The 15159-nt window shown below is 73.7% G+C and carries 13 protein-coding genes; 6 read left to right on the forward strand and 7 right to left on the reverse strand.

The features are described 5' to 3' along the window. Positions 1-157: 157 nt before the first annotated feature. The 5 genes from hpf to mtrA all read right to left on the reverse strand — a co-directional run bounded on the left by hpf (position 158) and on the right by mtrA (position 5820). The gene (hpf, locus tag FYC51_RS01590) at positions 158-859 is read right to left on the reverse strand and encodes a ribosome hibernation-promoting factor, HPF/YfiA family (RefSeq protein WP_148731940.1); all 702 of its coding nucleotides are present in this window, start codon (positions 857-859) and stop codon (positions 158-160) included. A gap of 23 nt (positions 860-882) precedes the next feature. Continuing rightward, a complete protein-coding gene (locus tag FYC51_RS01595; RefSeq protein WP_148731941.1) occupies positions 883-1674 on the reverse strand; it encodes a ComF family protein in 792 nt (263 codons plus the stop codon). 115 nt (positions 1675-1789) lie between these two features. Continuing rightward, positions 1790-3466 carry an LpqB family beta-propeller domain-containing protein gene (locus FYC51_RS01600; protein ID WP_148731942.1) on the reverse strand — a complete coding sequence of 559 codons (1677 nt, stop codon included), beginning with the start codon at positions 3464-3466 and terminating at the stop codon, positions 1790-1792. After that, a complete protein-coding gene (mtrB, locus tag FYC51_RS01605) occupies positions 3456-5129 on the reverse strand; it encodes an MtrAB system histidine kinase MtrB (protein ID WP_148731943.1) in 1674 nt (557 codons plus the stop codon). The genes FYC51_RS01600 and mtrB overlap by 11 nt, the downstream gene beginning before the upstream one ends. Before the next feature lie 10 nt (positions 5130-5139). Continuing rightward, complete coding sequence (mtrA, locus tag FYC51_RS01610; RefSeq protein WP_148731944.1) at positions 5140-5820, reverse strand: MtrAB system response regulator MtrA; 681 nt, start codon at positions 5818-5820, stop codon at positions 5140-5142. 171 nt (positions 5821-5991) lie between these two features. On the opposite strand from mtrA, the gene FYC51_RS01615 reads away from it, so the two are divergent. The 5 genes from FYC51_RS01615 to FYC51_RS01635 are packed head-to-tail and all read left to right on the forward strand — an operon-like array spanning position 5992 to position 11656. Continuing rightward, positions 5992-7404: a hypothetical protein gene (locus tag FYC51_RS01615; protein ID WP_148731945.1), complete on the forward strand. Its 1413-nt coding sequence runs from the start codon at positions 5992-5994 to the stop codon at positions 7402-7404. Beyond that, positions 7395-8051 carry a DUF4129 domain-containing protein gene (locus tag FYC51_RS01620; protein ID WP_148731946.1) on the forward strand — a complete coding sequence of 219 codons (657 nt, stop codon included), beginning with the start codon at positions 7395-7397 and terminating at the stop codon, positions 8049-8051. The genes FYC51_RS01615 and FYC51_RS01620 overlap by 10 nt, the downstream gene beginning before the upstream one ends. After that, complete coding sequence (locus tag FYC51_RS01625) at positions 8048-9346, forward strand: DUF4350 domain-containing protein (RefSeq protein WP_148731947.1); 1299 nt, start codon at positions 8048-8050, stop codon at positions 9344-9346. The genes FYC51_RS01620 and FYC51_RS01625 overlap by 4 nt, the downstream gene beginning before the upstream one ends. Then, complete coding sequence (locus tag FYC51_RS01630; RefSeq protein WP_148731948.1) at positions 9343-10317, forward strand: AAA family ATPase; 975 nt, start codon at positions 9343-9345, stop codon at positions 10315-10317. Before FYC51_RS01625 ends, FYC51_RS01630 begins: the two co-directional genes overlap by 4 nt. Before the next feature lies 1 nt (position 10318). Continuing rightward, positions 10319-11656, forward strand: a complete 1338-nt coding sequence (locus tag FYC51_RS01635; protein WP_148731949.1) for a DUF58 domain-containing protein — start codon at positions 10319-10321, stop codon at positions 11654-11656. Between the two features lie 18 nt (positions 11657-11674). Here FYC51_RS01635 and FYC51_RS01640 read toward each other — a convergent pair whose 3' ends face one another. After that, entirely contained in the window at positions 11675-12670 is a 996-nt protein-coding gene (locus FYC51_RS01640; protein ID WP_148731950.1) for a stage II sporulation protein M, read from the reverse strand. 17 nt (positions 12671-12687) lie between these two features. Between FYC51_RS01640 and FYC51_RS01645 the strand changes: the two genes are divergently transcribed. Beyond that, complete coding sequence (locus FYC51_RS01645; RefSeq protein ID WP_148731951.1) at positions 12688-13530, forward strand: RDD family protein; 843 nt, start codon at positions 12688-12690, stop codon at positions 13528-13530. Positions 13531-13631: 101 nt separating this feature from the next. Here the strand turns inward: FYC51_RS01645 and ahcY are convergent, their stop codons facing one another. Further along, positions 13632-15110, reverse strand: coding sequence for an adenosylhomocysteinase (gene ahcY / locus FYC51_RS01650; protein ID WP_148731952.1), 1479 nt, complete (start codon positions 15108-15110; stop codon positions 13632-13634). Between the last annotated feature and the right edge of the window lie 49 nt (positions 15111-15159).

The following is a 15159-nucleotide window of genomic DNA, read 5'->3' on the forward strand; positions in this document are numbered from 1 at the left end:
GTTCGGAACCGCAGGGCACGCCCGTCACCGCCGTGCAGACGGTCATCATAGCCATGCTAGCGGGCTGGAGGCTGGGTGCCGACGGGGAGCCCGCTGCATGGAGCGCGGGCCGGAGGCGAGCCCTCGGCTCGCGTCCGGCCCGCGACGGCGCCCGGTGTCAGGCCGTGGCGCGCTCGTACTCGTCGACGGATGCGTCGGACGTGGCATCCGCTCGGTCATCGAGGCCGATCAGGCCGTAGTCCCAGCCCTTGCGGCGGTAGACGACGCTGGGCCGGCCCGACTCGGAGTCGACGAAGAGGTAGAAGTCGTGGCCGACGAGCTCCATGAAGTAGAGCGCGTCGTCGACGGTCATGGGGGTGGACGCGAAGACCTTGCGGCGGATGACCACCGGGCAGTAGACGTCGTCCTCCTCGGTCGCCTGGGGCTGTTCCTCGACGACCGGAATGCTGCCCGTGCGCACCTGTTCGAGCACCTCGGGCGCTGCAGCCTGCACGCCGACCTCGGCGAAGCCGATGTCGGTCGCCTCGCGGAGCGAGGTGGGCCGGCGCTGGCCGCGGTGGACCTTGCGGCGGTCCTTCGCGCGGCGGATGCGTTCGAGCAGTCGGCCGAGGGCGACGTCGAACGCGGCGTACTTGTCGGAACCGTCGGCTTCCGCCCGCACGACGGGCCCCTTGCCGACCAGGGTGAGCTCGACGCGGTCGAGCCCGGTGTTGCCGTTCTTCTCGTTGTGACGACTCAGCTTGACGTCGAGGGAGATCGCCCGTTCGGCGAGATGGGTCACCTTCTCGGCCTTCTCCGCTGCATATGAGCGGAAGCGATCGGTGATTCCCAGGTTTCGTCCAACGATGTTCAGTTCCATGACGACCTCCATCCACCGGCGTGTCACCCGGATCTGAAGGGTGGATCGACCACGCCTGTCCTGCCACCGTAGTCTGCCGCGCTCGGGATGTCACGGGGTGTCTCCTGAGAAGCGGCCAAGCGTCCCGCACGACGCAGCGGGGTCTGCGCGAGCACCGCCGCGGCCGCCACGGATCCCCCTGCCGCGGTCACCGCGCGGGCCGTCTCGGCGAGCGTCGAACCCGTCGTGAGGATGTCGTCGACGAGCAGGAAGCGCCGCCCGCGGAGGTCGGCGGGGGCGGCCAGCGCGCCGTCCGCGTTGAGCCGGCGTGCGTCCGCGCCGAGCCCGGCCTGGTCGTCACGGGCCCGGGCGGGCCGCAGCACGCGTGATGATCGGATGCCGCGGCGGGCGAGCAGCGCCTCCACGGGCGCGTACCCGCGCCGCCGCATCGCGGCCCGGGTCGACGGCACGGTGCAGACCTCGATCGAGCCGGCGGGCAGGCCGTCGAGCGCGGCGCAGATCGACGCGGCGAGGGCGGTGGCCAGCGGCGCCGCGGCATCCGTTCGCGCCCCGTCCTTGTACGCGCCGATCACGCGGGCGGCGACCTCCGCGTAGTCGAGGGCCGCCCAGGCCGAGACGGCATCGCGGTGCACGAGACGCGGCGCAGGGCGCAGGGCGGCGACGCACGCCGGGCACACCGAGCGGTCGGGTTCGCCGCATCCCGCGCATGCGACCGGCACGAGCAGGGCGAGCGCGTCGAGCGCCGAACGGCGGATCGTCGCGAACGGGGACCGGGCGCCGGTGACGACGCGGCCGGGCGCAGCATCCGAGGGCATGCCCCAGTCTCGCCGCCGTGGTCGGGCCGCGCGGAAGCACCGGACCCCGCTGAATCCGACCGCCCGGCGTTCCGCTGATGTGGAGGACGGGTCGCCGTGACGCCGACGCGCGGCGTCAGCCGGGCTGCTGCGACGCGATGAACCGGATGCCGCCCGCGCGGACCTGCCAGCCCACGCCGCTCGCCACGTCGAGGTCGCCGGCGGCCGTGAGCACCCGCAGGTCGTTGTTGCCGCCGTCGATGAGCACGCCGCTCGCGGGGCCGTCGCGGTCGCGGGCGAAGCCGCCGAGCTCCTGCGTGACGATGCGCGTCGCGCCCCCGTCGATCCCGGTGATCGATGCGACGCTCCGCGAGTCGAGCCACGCCACGTCGAGCGCCGTGCCCGGCACGTCGGCGAGGTCGAGCACCGTCGGCCCGAGGCCGACCGGCCGGCCGTCGGCCCCCCGCTCGATCGAGGCGACGACGAAGTGCGTCCGCCCGCCGTCGGAGAGCAGCGCCGCCATGCGCGTCGAGTCGCGGGACACCTCGATCGCGGCGATCGTGGAGCCCGACCACGGCACCGGCACCTGCGCGGTGTCGCCGTCGGGGGCGAACCACGCCAGCTGGTCGGGCAGGTTCGCGGGGACCGACCACACGACGCCCTGCCCGTCGATCGCCGGCGTGACGAGCCCGTCGCGCGGGTCGAGGAGCACGGCCTCCTCGTCGGAGCGCACCACCCAGACGCCGTTCTCGTTCCGCACGGCGACCGCCTCGGCGTCGAGCCCGAGCGACGCGCCGGTGGGCGCCAGCGTCGCGACCGTGTCGGAGATGCCCGCGATCGGATCGATCCCCTCGCCCGAGGTCGCGAGGTACCCGAACGTCTCGCCGTCGTAGACGACGCTGCGCGGGTCGACGCGGGGGTTCCGCACGGGCTCGGGCGTCAGCGGCGGCGCGGCGGGATCGACGCCGTTCAGCGTGAGCGCGACCGAGTCGATGTTGCGCACGCCGACGAGGCTCGCGTCGAGCTGGGCCTGCATGCGCTGCACGGTCGACAGGTCCTCGAACGCCGCTCCGACGAGCGAGACGCTCGCGACGCCGCCCGACACGGGCACGGCGGCCGGGTCGAGTTCGACGCCCTCGGGGAAGGCCGACACCACGCCGGGGGCGAGCCACTCGGCCGGTCCCGCCAGGATCGCCTGCACGATGCTCGTCTGCGCGGACTCGGGCCCCGAGAACCAGCGCACGTCGGGGACGAAGTACTCGAACGTCGGGTCGAGGAAGTAGAGGGGGTACTCGCGGAACACCTGCGTGAACCCGATCCGGTCGATGAGGATCCCCGTCGGCGCACTGGAGATGCGCCATTCCCCGTCGACCTGCTCGAACCGGTAGTCGAGCGGGATCGGGGTGCGCACGTCGGGCTCCTCGTACTGCCCGTTCTCGAGCAGCGCCGCGGCCGGGGTCGCGTCGACGCGCATCGTGGTCTCGTTCACGGCGACGAGCTCCCGATCGGCGAGCACGTCGATGGTCGCCCCGGCGTCGGCCTGCCACTCGTCGGCGAACTCCGCCGTGAGGAACTCGCGTGCCACCTGGTAGTTGTTGCGTGGGCTCAGTGCGGCGGTGATGAACCCCTCGAGGATCTCCGACTGGGTCGCGCCGTCGGCGGGGCCGGGCACGAGGATGTCGACGTCGTTCGCGGCGTCGGCCGACTGCGGGTCCCCCGCCTGCACCGGACCGGAGGTCGGGATCGACGCGCACCCCGCGAGCAGCAGGGCGACGAGGGCGACGGATGCCGCGGCGAGCCGCCTACGCATCATGCACCTCCCGCTCGGCGAGCTCCGCCTCGATCGCGCCCGTCGCCCCGGTGGGCGGCGGCGCGTCGGCGGACGGGTCGTCGGGTTCGAGCGGCAGCGGTGAGACGACCGCCGCGGCATCGGGGGTGCGCGGCAGGGTGAGGCGGAACACCGTGCCCTGTCGGGGCTTCGACCAGACGTCGAGGCTGCCGCCGTGGGCGACGGCGTCCTCGAGCGAGATCGCGAGCCCGAGGCCGGTGCCGCCGATCGTCCGGGTGCGACTCGGGTCCGCGCGCCAGAAGCGGTCGAAGACGCGGGCCGTCTCCTCCTCGCTCATCCCCATCCCGTAGTCGCGCACCGAGAGCGCGATGGCCGTCTCGTTGCTGTCGACCGCGACGACGATGGGTCGGCCCTCCCCGTGCTCGATGGCGTTGCCGATGAGGTTGCGCACGATGCGCTTGATGCGGCGCGGATCGACGTCGGCGTCGAGGTGCCCGCCGGGCGCGACGAGGCGAAGCTCGCTGCCGTGCTCGAACGCGAGCTCGTGCATCGACTCGATCGCGTCGCCCGCGAGGTGCACCAGGTTCGTCGGCTCGGTCGCGAGCGTCACGCTGCCGGCGTCGTAGCGGCTGATCTCCAGCAGGTCGGCGAGCAGCCGCTCGAACCGGTCGGTCTGGGTGTGCAGGAGCTCGACCGTGCGCGAGGTCGGCCCCGGGAAGTCCTCGCGCTGCCCGTAGAGCACGTCGCCCGCGAGGCGGATCGTCGTGAGGGGGGTGCGCAGCTCGTGCGACACGTCGGACACGAAGCGCTGCTGCATGACCGAGAGCTCGGCGAGCTCGCGGATGCGCGCCTGCAGGCTGTCGGCCATGCCGTTGAAGGAGGCGGCGAGCGTCGCCAGCTCGTCCTCGCCGCGCTCGGGCATCCGCACGCCGAGGTCGCCGGCCGCGAGTCGGCGGCTCGTCGCGGCGGTCTCGCGGATCGGCTCGATGACGCCGCGCACGACGACGAGCGTGATGGCGCTGAGCAGGGCGAGCAGGGCGGCCGCACCGACGATCCCGGTGACCTGCATGAAGGCGAGGGTCTCCTCGGCCTCGGCGAGGCTGTACCCGAGGTACAGCTCGTAGCGGCCGGCCGCCGGCACGTCCAGCGTGCTGCCCACGACGATGCCGGGGTCGGTGCCGCCGTCCGTGTCGGTGAGCGCGACCGACTGCCAGTACTGCCCGCCCGGGTTCTCCTGCACCTGCGCCCGCAGCTCGGGCGTGATGACGCCGCCGAGCCCGCGACTGAGCTGGTCGGGCGGTGCGCTGGAGTTCGCGGGCTGCCCGGGGGCCCGGAAGATCGCGTAGTCGGAGCTCCCCGAGATGCTCGTGATCGTCGAGACCGCCGAGCCCATGAGCGACTGCAGCGACGCCCGGTCCGTGGCATCCGACGAGTCGAGGATGCTCTGCGCCGCGGCGGTCGCGTTGTTCGAGGCCTCGAGCACGCTGTCGCGCTGGGCCTGGAACAGGTTCGACGCGACGCTGAACGAGATGTAGAGGCCGATCACGAGGATCGCGAGGCCCGACAGGCCCAGCGTTATGATGACCGTGCGGAACTGCAGCGAGCGCCGCCACAGCGCCGAGAGGCGACGCGGCACCTCCCGCCACGGACCCGCGGCGGGGAGCTTGGAGGTCTCGGCCGCCGACATCGGGTCCGGCCTAGGTCGTCGCGCCGGCCCGGTAGCCGACGCCGCGCACGGTCATGACGATGCGCGGATTGTCGGGGTCGTGCTCGACCTTCGCGCGGAGCCGCTGCACGTGCACGTTCACGAGCCGGGTGTCGGCCTTGTAGTGGTAGCCCCAGACCTGCTCGAGCAGCATCTCGCGCGTGAACACCTGCTGCGGCTTCGAGGCGAGGGTGAGGAGGAGGTCGAACTCCAGCGGGGTGAGGTTGATGCGCTCGTCGCCGCGGCGCACCTCGTGTCCGGCCGCATCGATCGTGAGGTCGCCGACCGCGAGCGTCTCGACGACCGGCTCGGGCGCCGGCCGCAGGCGCGTGCGGATGCGGGCGACGAGCTCCTTCGGGTTGAACGGCTTCACCATGTAGTCGTCGGCACCGGACTCGAGGCCCTTCACGACGTCGGCGGTGTCGGACTTCGCCGTCAGCATGATGATGGGCGTGCCGGACTCCGCACGGATGCGCCCGCAGACCTCGATGCCGTCGATGCCGGGCAGCATGAGGTCGAGCAGCACGAGGTCGGGCTTCGACTCGCGGAACGCGCTGAGCGCGCCCGAGCCGTCGGCGCAGAACACCGGTTCGAAGCCCTCCGTGCGCAGCACGATGCCGATCATCTCCGCGAGGGCCGTGTCGTCGTCGACGACGAGTACGCGTGGGGTCATCCGTCCGGTCTCCGTCTGGGCCCGCGATGGCGGGCCGCTGGTGGCTCCACTGTATCCGTTCCCACCCGTGCGTCGCCCGGAAGCGCGCTGGACGTCGCCTGCGCGCCGTACCCGCGTCGAAGCGCGTCCCGGCGCCCGACGACGGCCCTCGCCGACGGGAAGTATGCGAGCATGGGGACACCCCGCCGGAAGGAGCGCATGCAGGTGTCCGATCACGACTGGCAGGCACCCGGCGCACCGGCGCCGCGCTCGAACGAATCGGATGCCGCGGGCACCGCGCCCGACGGCGGATCCGTGCCCCCCGTGGTCCCGCCCGGACCCGCTGCGCCGCCGCCGCCCGCGCAGCCGACGTACGGGCAGCCCGCGTCTCCGCCGCCCGCCCAGCCCGGGTACGGCCAGCCGGCATTCCCGCCGCCGGCGCAACCGGCGCATGGGCAGCCCGCGTACGGCCAGCCGACGTACGGCCAGCCGACGTACGGCCCGCCGTCGTATGCCGCTCCCGGCACGTACCCGGCCCCGGCCGCCGGCGGGTGGACCCCGCCCCCGAAGCCGGGCCTGCTCCCCCTCCGGCCCCTCGGGTTCGGCACGCTGCTCTGGGCGCCGTTCCGCACGCTCCGGCGCAATCCGGCACCCACGTTCGGGAGCGGCCTCATCGTGCAGCTCGTGTCCGTCGTCGCGACGGCCGCCGTGTTCGTCCCGTTCCTCGTCTTCACCTTCTCCCGGGTCGAGGGCGCGACGACGGCCGACGTCGACGCGATCATGTCGGGCGCCGTCGGCGCGCTGCTCCTGCTCTTCCTCGTGCCCGTCGGGATCTCGCTCGTGGCGAGCGCGTTCCTGCAGGGCGTCATGGTGGTCGACGTCGCGACCGGCACGGTCGGCGATCGGCTCGGGTTCGGGGCGCTCTGGAAGCGCGCCGCGAAGCGGATCGGCCCCCTCATCGGCTGGACGCTGCTCATCGCGCTGGCGCTCGTCGTCGCCGTGGCGTTCCTGGTGCTCGTCGTGGTGCTCGCGGCATCCGTCTCGACGACGGGCCTCGTCGTGGGCATCGTCATCGCCCTGGTGCTCGGCCTCGGTCTCGTCGTCGTCGGCGCGTGGGTCGGCGTCAAGCTCGCGCTCGTGCCGAGCGTCATCGTGCTCGAGCGGTCGGGCATCCGCCAGGCGATCGCGCGGTCGTGGCGTCTCACCGACGGCTTCTTCTGGCGCACGTTCGGCGTGCTCCTGCTCGTCGCGGTGATCCTGAACTTCGCGGCGCAGGTCGTGGTGCAGCCGGTCTCGATCGTCGGCACGCTCCTCGGGATCGTCATCGATCCCAACGCGACCGGCGCCTACCTCACGATCACGATCATCACGACGGTGGTCACCACCGTGCTCTCGCTGCTCATCGGCGCGATCACGGCCGTCGTGCAGGCCGCGCTCGTCGCGGTCGTCTACATCGACCTCCGCATGCGCAAGGAGGGCCTCGACCTCGAACTGCAGCGCTTCGTCGAGCGCCGCGAGGCCGGGGAGCCGAGCGACGACCCGTACCGTGCACCCGCTGCCGCGGCGCCGACGGCCGGAAGCGAGCAGCCGGCGTCGTGGTCCTGAAGCCCCGTCTCGAGATCCCGCTCGATCCCGACGCGCCCGAGGCGCGACGCTGGGTCGTCGACGAGCTCTCGAATCCCGAGTACGCGAGTGCCGAGCCGACGCCGTTCGACCTCGCGATGCAGGCGATCCGCGACTGGATCGCGAGCCTGTTCGAGGGCGCCACGGGCGTTCCCGGCCCCCTGCTCGCGCTGCTCGCCGTGCTCGTCGTCGCCGTCCTGCTCGTCGTCGGGCTGCTCGTGTTCGGCCTGCCCCGCCTGCGCCGGCGCCGGCGAGCGGTCGCGCCGCTGTTCGACGACCACGACCGTCGCGACCTGCCGACGCTGCGCCGCGCGGCGGAGGCGGCCGCGGCGCGCGAGGACTGGGCGCTGGCGATCGAGGAGCGGTTCCGCGCGATCGTGCGCGGCGTCGTCGACCGCGACCTCGTGCGCGTGCATCCCGGCACCACCGCCCACGGCTTCGCGGATGCCGCGAGCCGCCCGCTGCCCGCGCACGCCGAGGCGCTGCGAACAGCCGCCGCCGACTTCGACGCGGTGCGGTACCTGGGCCGCGCGGGGTCGCGCGAGCGCTACGAGGCGATCGTCGGGCTCGACCTCGCCGTGGAGGCGACGGTGCCCGTGCACGCCGAGCCGGTGGGAGCCGGAGCATGACCCTCACCGCGCCCCGCGCCCGCATCGACGGCCCGGCGACGGCCGAGGCGCTCACGCCGACCGTCCGCGAGCAGCTGCGGCGCCGTCGTCCCTGGATCGTCATCGCCATCGTGCTCGTGGTGGGCGCGATCGCGCTCCTCGTCATCCAGGGCGGGTTCCGTGCGCCCGGTCCCCTGCTCGGTCCCGCCAACGCGGCCCCCGCCGGGTCGAAGGCCCTCGTCGAGGTGCTGCGCCGGCAGGGTGTCGACGTCACCGAGGCCTCCACGCTCGACGCCGCGACCGACCTCGCGCGCGGCGGCGCCACGGTGCTGCTCTTCGACGAGCTCGGCATCCTCGACGCCGACGCCCTCGATGAGCTCGCCGCGGCATCCGAGCGGCTCGTCGTCGTCGAGCCCGCGTTCGACGCCCTGCGCACGCTCGCGCCCGGGGTGCGGCTCGGTGGCGTCGCGAGCGGCGCCCTCGACGACGTGGCCTGCGACGTGCGCGCCGCCGAGCGAGCCGGCGAGCTGTCAGACGGGCAGCGGCTCGTCACAGTCGACGACGAGGCCGCGGCCGAGGGGTGGCGGGGATGCTTCCGCGACGGCGAGGCGTTCGCCGTCGCGGCGGGTCCGGGGCCGTCGGGCGCCGAGCTGACGATCGTCGCCGCGACCACCGTGTTCGAGAACGAGCACGTCGACGAGGCGGGCAACGCCGCGCTCGCGATCGGGCTGCTCGGGGCATCCGAGGAGCTCGCCTGGTACCTCCCCGGCCCGGCCGACGCCGACGCCGGAACCGCACCGACGCTCGCGGAGCTGACGCCCGGCTGGGTGAGCCCCGTGCTCGTGCTGGCCGTCGTCGTGACCGTCGTGGCCGGCATCTGGCAGGGGCGCCGCTTCGGGCCGCTCGTCGTCGAGCGGCTGCCCGTGCAGGTGCCCGCCGGCGAGACGAGCGAGGGACGGGCGCGGCTCTACGCGCGCAGCTCGGCGCGCGGGCACGCGCTCGACCAGCTCCGGATCGGCGCGGTCGGCCGCATCGCCGCGGTGCTGAAGCTGCCGCGGTCGGCCCCCGCGCACGTCGTCGCGGATGCCGCAGCGGTCGCGACCGGGCGCGACGCAGCATCCGTCGGCCGGCTGCTCATCGGCCCCGAGCCCTCCGGCGACCGCGAGCTCGTCGACCTCGCCGTGGAGCTCGACCGACTGGAGCACGACGTCGCGGTCTCCGTGCGACCGGCACCGGCCGGCACGACGGGCCCCGGCCCGACCGGCCCCGACACCCGCCCCGGCGACCGACCCGACCAGACAGGAAGGCGACCATGACCGACGCGATCGCGACCACCGACCAGGAGCTGCGCGCCGCGCTGAACCGCGTGCGCACCGAGGTGGGCAAAGCCGTCGTGGGCCAGGACGGCGCCGTCACGGGCCTCATCATCGCCCTGCTCACGCGCGGCCACGTGCTGCTCGAGGGCGTGCCGGGCGTGGCGAAGACCCTCCTCGTGCGCACGCTCAGCCGCACGCTGCGGCTCGACACCCGTCGCCTGCAGTTCACGCCCGACCTCATGCCGGGCGACGTCACCGGCTCGCTCGCCTACGACCCGCGCTCCGGCGAGTTCGCGTTCCGCGAGGGGCCGGTGTTCACGAACATCCTGCTCGCCGACGAGATCAACCGCACGCCGCCGAAGACGCAGTCGGCCCTGCTCGAGGCCATGGAGGAGCGACAGGTCTCGGCCGACGGCGTGACCCGGCCGCTGCCCGACCCGTTCATGGTCGCGGCGACCCAGAACCCCATCGAGTACGAGGGCACCTACGCGCTGCCCGAGGCGCAGCTCGACCGGTTCCTGCTGAAGCTCGTGCTCGACGTGCCCGAGCGCGACGCCGAGGTGTCCCTGCTGCGCCGCCACGCCGACGGGTTCGACCCGCATGACCTCGCGGCGGCGGGCGTCACGCCCGTGCTCGGGGCCGAGGAGCTCGCCGCGGCACGCGCCGCCGCGGCATCCGTCCGCGTCTCCGACGACGTGCTCGCGTACGTCGTCGATCTCGCGCGCGCCACGCGCCGGAGCCCGTCGATGCGGCTCGGCGTGAGCCCCCGCGCGACCACGGGCCTGCTCGCCGCGTCGAAGGCGTGGGCGTGGCTCACGGGCTACGACTCGCTCACGCCCGACCACGTGCAGGCGATGCTCCTGCCCGTGTGGCGGCACCGGGTGCAGCTGCGACCCGAGGCCGAGCTCGAGGGCGTGGCCGTCGACGCCGTGCTGCGCTCGATCGTCCAGCAGGTGCAGGTGCCCCTCTGACATGACGGTGTCCGGTCGGTTCGCGCTGCTCGTCGCACTCGGGGTGGTCCCCGTCGTCGCGGCGGGCATCGGCGATGCCGGTGCGGCGTGGCTCGCGCTCGTGGCCTGGCTGGCGCTCGCGCTCGTCGCGGGCATCGTCGACGTCTCGCTCGCGGCGTCGCCGCGACGCGTGGTCCTCGAGCGCAGCCTGCCCGAGCGCGTGCGGCTCGGTGAGACCGTGACGTCCGAGCTGGCCGTGCAGCACACGGGCCCGCGGATGCTGCGGGCCACCGTCCGCGACGGCTGGGAGCCCTCGGCCGGGGTCGCCGGGCCGAACCGCACGCGCCTGCGCATCCCGTCCGGCGAGCGGCGTCGGATGACGCTGCAGCTGACGCCGTGGCGCCGGGGCGACCGCCGCGCCGAGCACGTGACGATCCGCTCGGCCGGCCCGCTCGGTCTGTGGTCGCGTCAGGCGACGCTCGCCGCCCCCGGCCGGATCCGTGTGCTCCCGCCGTTCCACTCCCGTGCGCACCTGCCGTCGCGGCTCACGCGCCTCCGCGAGCTCGACGGTCGCACGCCGCTGCTCATCCGCGGCCAGGGCACCGAGTTCGACTCGATCCGCGAGTACGTGCGCGGCGACGACGTGCGCTCGATCGACTGGCGCGCGACCGCCCGCCACGCGAACCTCGAGGTGCCCGGCAGCGCGCGCCTCATGGTGCGCACGTGGCGTCCCGAGCGCGACCGCCGCATCGTGATCGTGGCCGACACCTCACGCACGGCCGCCGCGCGCATCGCCGACGAGCCGCGCCTCGACACGGCCTGGGAGGCGTCGCTCCTGCTCGCCGCCCTGGCCTCGCACGCCGGTGACCGCGTGGACTTCCTCGCGTGGGACCGGCGCGTGCGCGGCCGGGTGCACGGCGCGAGCGGCGCCGAGCTGCTCGCGCGGCTCGTCGACACGATGGCCGACATCGAGGCCGAGCTCATCGAGGCCGACTGGGCGGCGGTGCCGGGCCACATCCGACGCACCACGAGCCGACGCGCCCTCGTCGTGCTCCTCACCGCCGCGGACTCCCCCGGCAGCGCCCGGAGCCTGCTCACCGTGCTCCCCCAGCTCACCACGCGGCACGTCGTCGTCGTCGCCTCGGTCGCCGACCCCGACGTCGTCGGCGCCGCCCGGGAGCGGAGCTCGCTCGACGACGCCTACCGCGCCGCGGCGGCCGAGCGGAGCCTCCTCGACGGCGACCGCGTCGCCGCGGCGATCCGGCGCCTCGGCGCGCTCACCGTCTCGGCCCCGCCGCAGGAGCTGCCGCCCGCGCTCGCCGACCTCTACCTCGAGCTGAAGGCGGCCGGCCGGCTGTAGCCGCGCGCCGATTCGATCTCAGCCGGCGACGATGCGGCTCGCGCCCGCGTCGAACTCCACGAGGTCGCCCGTCTCGCCGGCCCGCCACGCCCGGCCGCCGAGCACGAGCATATAGGCGAGGAACCCGCCGAGCGCGAGCACGCCGATGCCGATCTTCACGGGCCACGGCCAGGGCGCGGGCGTCACGAAGCCCTCGATGAGGCCCGAGACGAAGAGGAAGAACACGAGGCCGATCGCGACCGTGAAGAGCGACCGCGCGTCCTCGGCGAGCGCGACGCCGCGGGTGCGCGGACCCGGCGCGACCCAGGCCCAGAAGATCCGGAGGCCGGCGGCGGCCGCGACGAACACGCACGTGAGCTCGAGCAGCCCGTGCGGCGAGATGTAGAGGAAGAACGTGTCGGCCTCGTCGTAGGCGAACATGATCGCCGCCGTGAGGCCGAGGTTCTGCGCGTTCTGCAGGATGACGAACGGCACCCAGACGCCCAGGATCCCGAACGCGACGCACTGCGCGGCGATCCACGCGTTGTTCGTCCAGACGGCACCGGCGAACGACGCGGCGGGGTTCTCGGAGTAGTACGCGGCGAAGCCCTCGTCGGCGAGCTGCCGCAGCTCCTCCTCGGTGCCGAGGTTCGCGAGCACGCGCGGGTCGCCCGACACCCACCACGCGTACAGCCCGGCCACGACGATGGTGACCACGGCGACCGCGAGGGTGATCCATCGCAGGCGGTACAGCGCGGCGGGCAGGCTCACGAGCGCGAAGCGCGTGAACTGGCGCAGCGGGTTCTCGGGGGCGCCGGTGAATCGCAGCCGCGCCCGGGCGAGGCTCACCGACAGGCGGTCGCCGAGCGCGGTCGACCCGGCGGTGGTCTGCACGAGCGACAGGTCGGATGCCGCGTGCTGGTACCGCTCGATGAGCTCGTCGGCGCCGGGGCCGTCGAGCCGCGGGGACCGCGAGAGCGCGTCGAGCCGATCCCACTCGTCGTGGCGGGCGGAGGCGAGCGCGTCGAGGTCCATCTGCTTGAATACTACCCATGGCCGATCCGCGCGAATCCCGCAGCCGGGCGGCCCGATTCGACGACGAGTCGCTCGTCACGGGCGAGGCCGTCGCCCTCGACCTGCGGCCCGCGAGCGCCCTCATCCGTGCGGGCGGCGCAGCCCTCGACGTGCTGCTCACGGTGCTCATCATCGTCGCGATGCTGCTGGCCCTCGCCGGCCTCTCGCTCGACGAGGCGGCGTTCCGCGCGATCATGGTCGCGACGCTCGTGTTCGCCATCGTCGTGCTGCCGACCGCCATCGAGACCGCCTCGCATGGGCGCTCGCTCGGCAAGCTCGTCATGGGCCTGCGCGTCGTCCGCGACGACGGCGGCGGCACCGGCTTCCGCCACGCGTTCATCCGCGCGCTCACGGGCGTGATCGAGATCTACCTCACGTTCGGCGGACTCGGGGTGCTCGTCGGCTTCCTGAACCCGTCGTCCAAGCGCCTCGGCGACATCCTCGCCGGCACGCACGCCCAGGTCGAGCGGGTTCCCAAGGTGCCCTCGAACGCGTTCGGCGTGCCGCCCGAGCTCGTCGCCTGGGCCTCGACCGCCGACGTGGCGCGCCTGCCCGACCCGCTCGCGCGCCGGATCGCGTCGTTCTTCGCGAACCTGCGCCACCTCGTGCCCGAGAGCCGCGCGCGGCTGGCCGGGTCGCTCGCCGCCGAGGTGGCGCCGTTCGTGTCGCCGCTGCCCCACGCGGAACCCGAGCGGTTCCTCGCCGCCGTCGTCGCGCTCCGGCGCGACCGCGACCTCACGGCGCTCCGCCTCGAGGACGCGCGCATTGCCTCCCTCGCGCCGGTGCTCACGGCGACGCCGGTCGGCTTCCCCGACCGATGAGCCGACCGGATGCCGCGGGCTCGCGGCATCCGTCGATCGAGACGTCGCGGATGCGTGGTGCAACCCTGCATCCGCGCCGTTTCGACGCCTGACGCGCTCGGTCAGTAGCGGTAGTGGTCGACCTTGTACGGGCCCTCGACCGGCACGCCGATGTAGGCCGCCTGCTCGGGCGTGAGCTCGGTCAGCTCGACGCCGAGCGCGTCGAGGTGCAGCCGCGCGACCTTCTCGTCGAGGTGCTTCGGCAGCACGTACACGCCCACCGGGTAGGCGTCGGGGCGCGTCCACAGCTCGAACTGGGCGAGCACCTGGTTCGTGAACGAGTTCGACATGACGAACGACGGATGCCCCGTCGCGTTCCCGAGGTTCATGAGCCGGCCCTCGCTGAGCACGAGCACGCTGCGCCCGTTGGGCAGGCGCCACTCGTGCACCTGCGGCTTGATCTCGATGCGCTCGGCGCCCTCGAGGGACTCGAGGCCCGCCATGTCGATCTCGTTGTCGAAGTGGCCGACGTTCGCCACGATCGCGAGGTGCTTGAGGCCGAGCAGGTGCTCGAGGCGCACGACGTCTTTATTGCCCGTGCCGGTGACGAGGATGTCGACCTCGCCGATGACGGTCTCGAGGCGCGAGACCTGGTAGCCGTCCATCGCCGCCTGCAGCGCGTTGATCGGGTCGATCTCCGAGACGATGACGCGGGCGCCCTGGCCGCGCAGCGCCTCGGCGGCGCCCTTGCCGACGTCGCCGTAGCCCGCGACGAACGCGACCTTGCCGCCCATGAGCACATCGGTCGCGCGGTTCAGGCCGTCGGGCAGCGAGTGCCGGATGCCGTACTTGTTGTCGAACTTCGACTTGGTGACGGAGTCGTTCACGTTGATCGCCGGGAAGAGCAGCTCCCCGCGCGCGTGCAGCTCGTAGAGGCGGTGCACGCCGGTCGTGGTCTCCTCCGTGACGCCGCGGATCTCGGCGGCGATGCGGGTCCACCGGTCGGGCGAGAGCTCGAGGGAGCGGCGGAGCGTGTCGAGCACGACGCGGAACTCGTGGCTCGTGGCATCCGTCGCCTGCGGCACGGAGCCGGCGGCCTCGAACTCACGTCCGTGGTGCACGAGCAGGGTCGCGTCGCCGCCGTCGTCGAGGATCATGTTGGGGCCGATCCAGTCGGCGCCCGCGTCGGCGGCCTCGGCACTCCAGTCGAAGATGCGGTCGGTGCACCACCAGTACTCCTCGAGCGTCTCCCCCTTCCAGGCGAAGACCGGGACGCCCTTCGGGTCGTCGACCGTGCCGTCGGGGCCGACGACCACGGCCGCGGCCGCGTCGTCCTGCGTGGAGAAGATGTTGCAGCTCGCCCAGCGCACCTGCGCGCCGAGCGCGACGAGCGTCTCGATGAGCACCGCCGTCTGCACGGTCATGTGCAGGCTGCCCGCGATCCGGGCGCCGGCGAGGGGCTTCGACGCCCCGAACTCGGCGCGGAGCGCCATGAGGCCCGGCATCTCGTTCTCGGCGAGGCGGAGCTGATGGCGGCCGGCCTCGGCGAGCGAGAGGTCGGCGACCTTGAAGGGCAGGGCGGTGGTGACGGGCGCATCCATGCCCACCATTGTGACAGGGCGGTCGCGTCGATGGCGAAGCGAGCCGGAT

It is taken from the genome of Agromyces mariniharenae (assembly GCF_008122505.1).
Classification (GTDB): Bacteria; Actinomycetota; Actinomycetes; order Actinomycetales; family Microbacteriaceae; genus Agromyces; species Agromyces mariniharenae.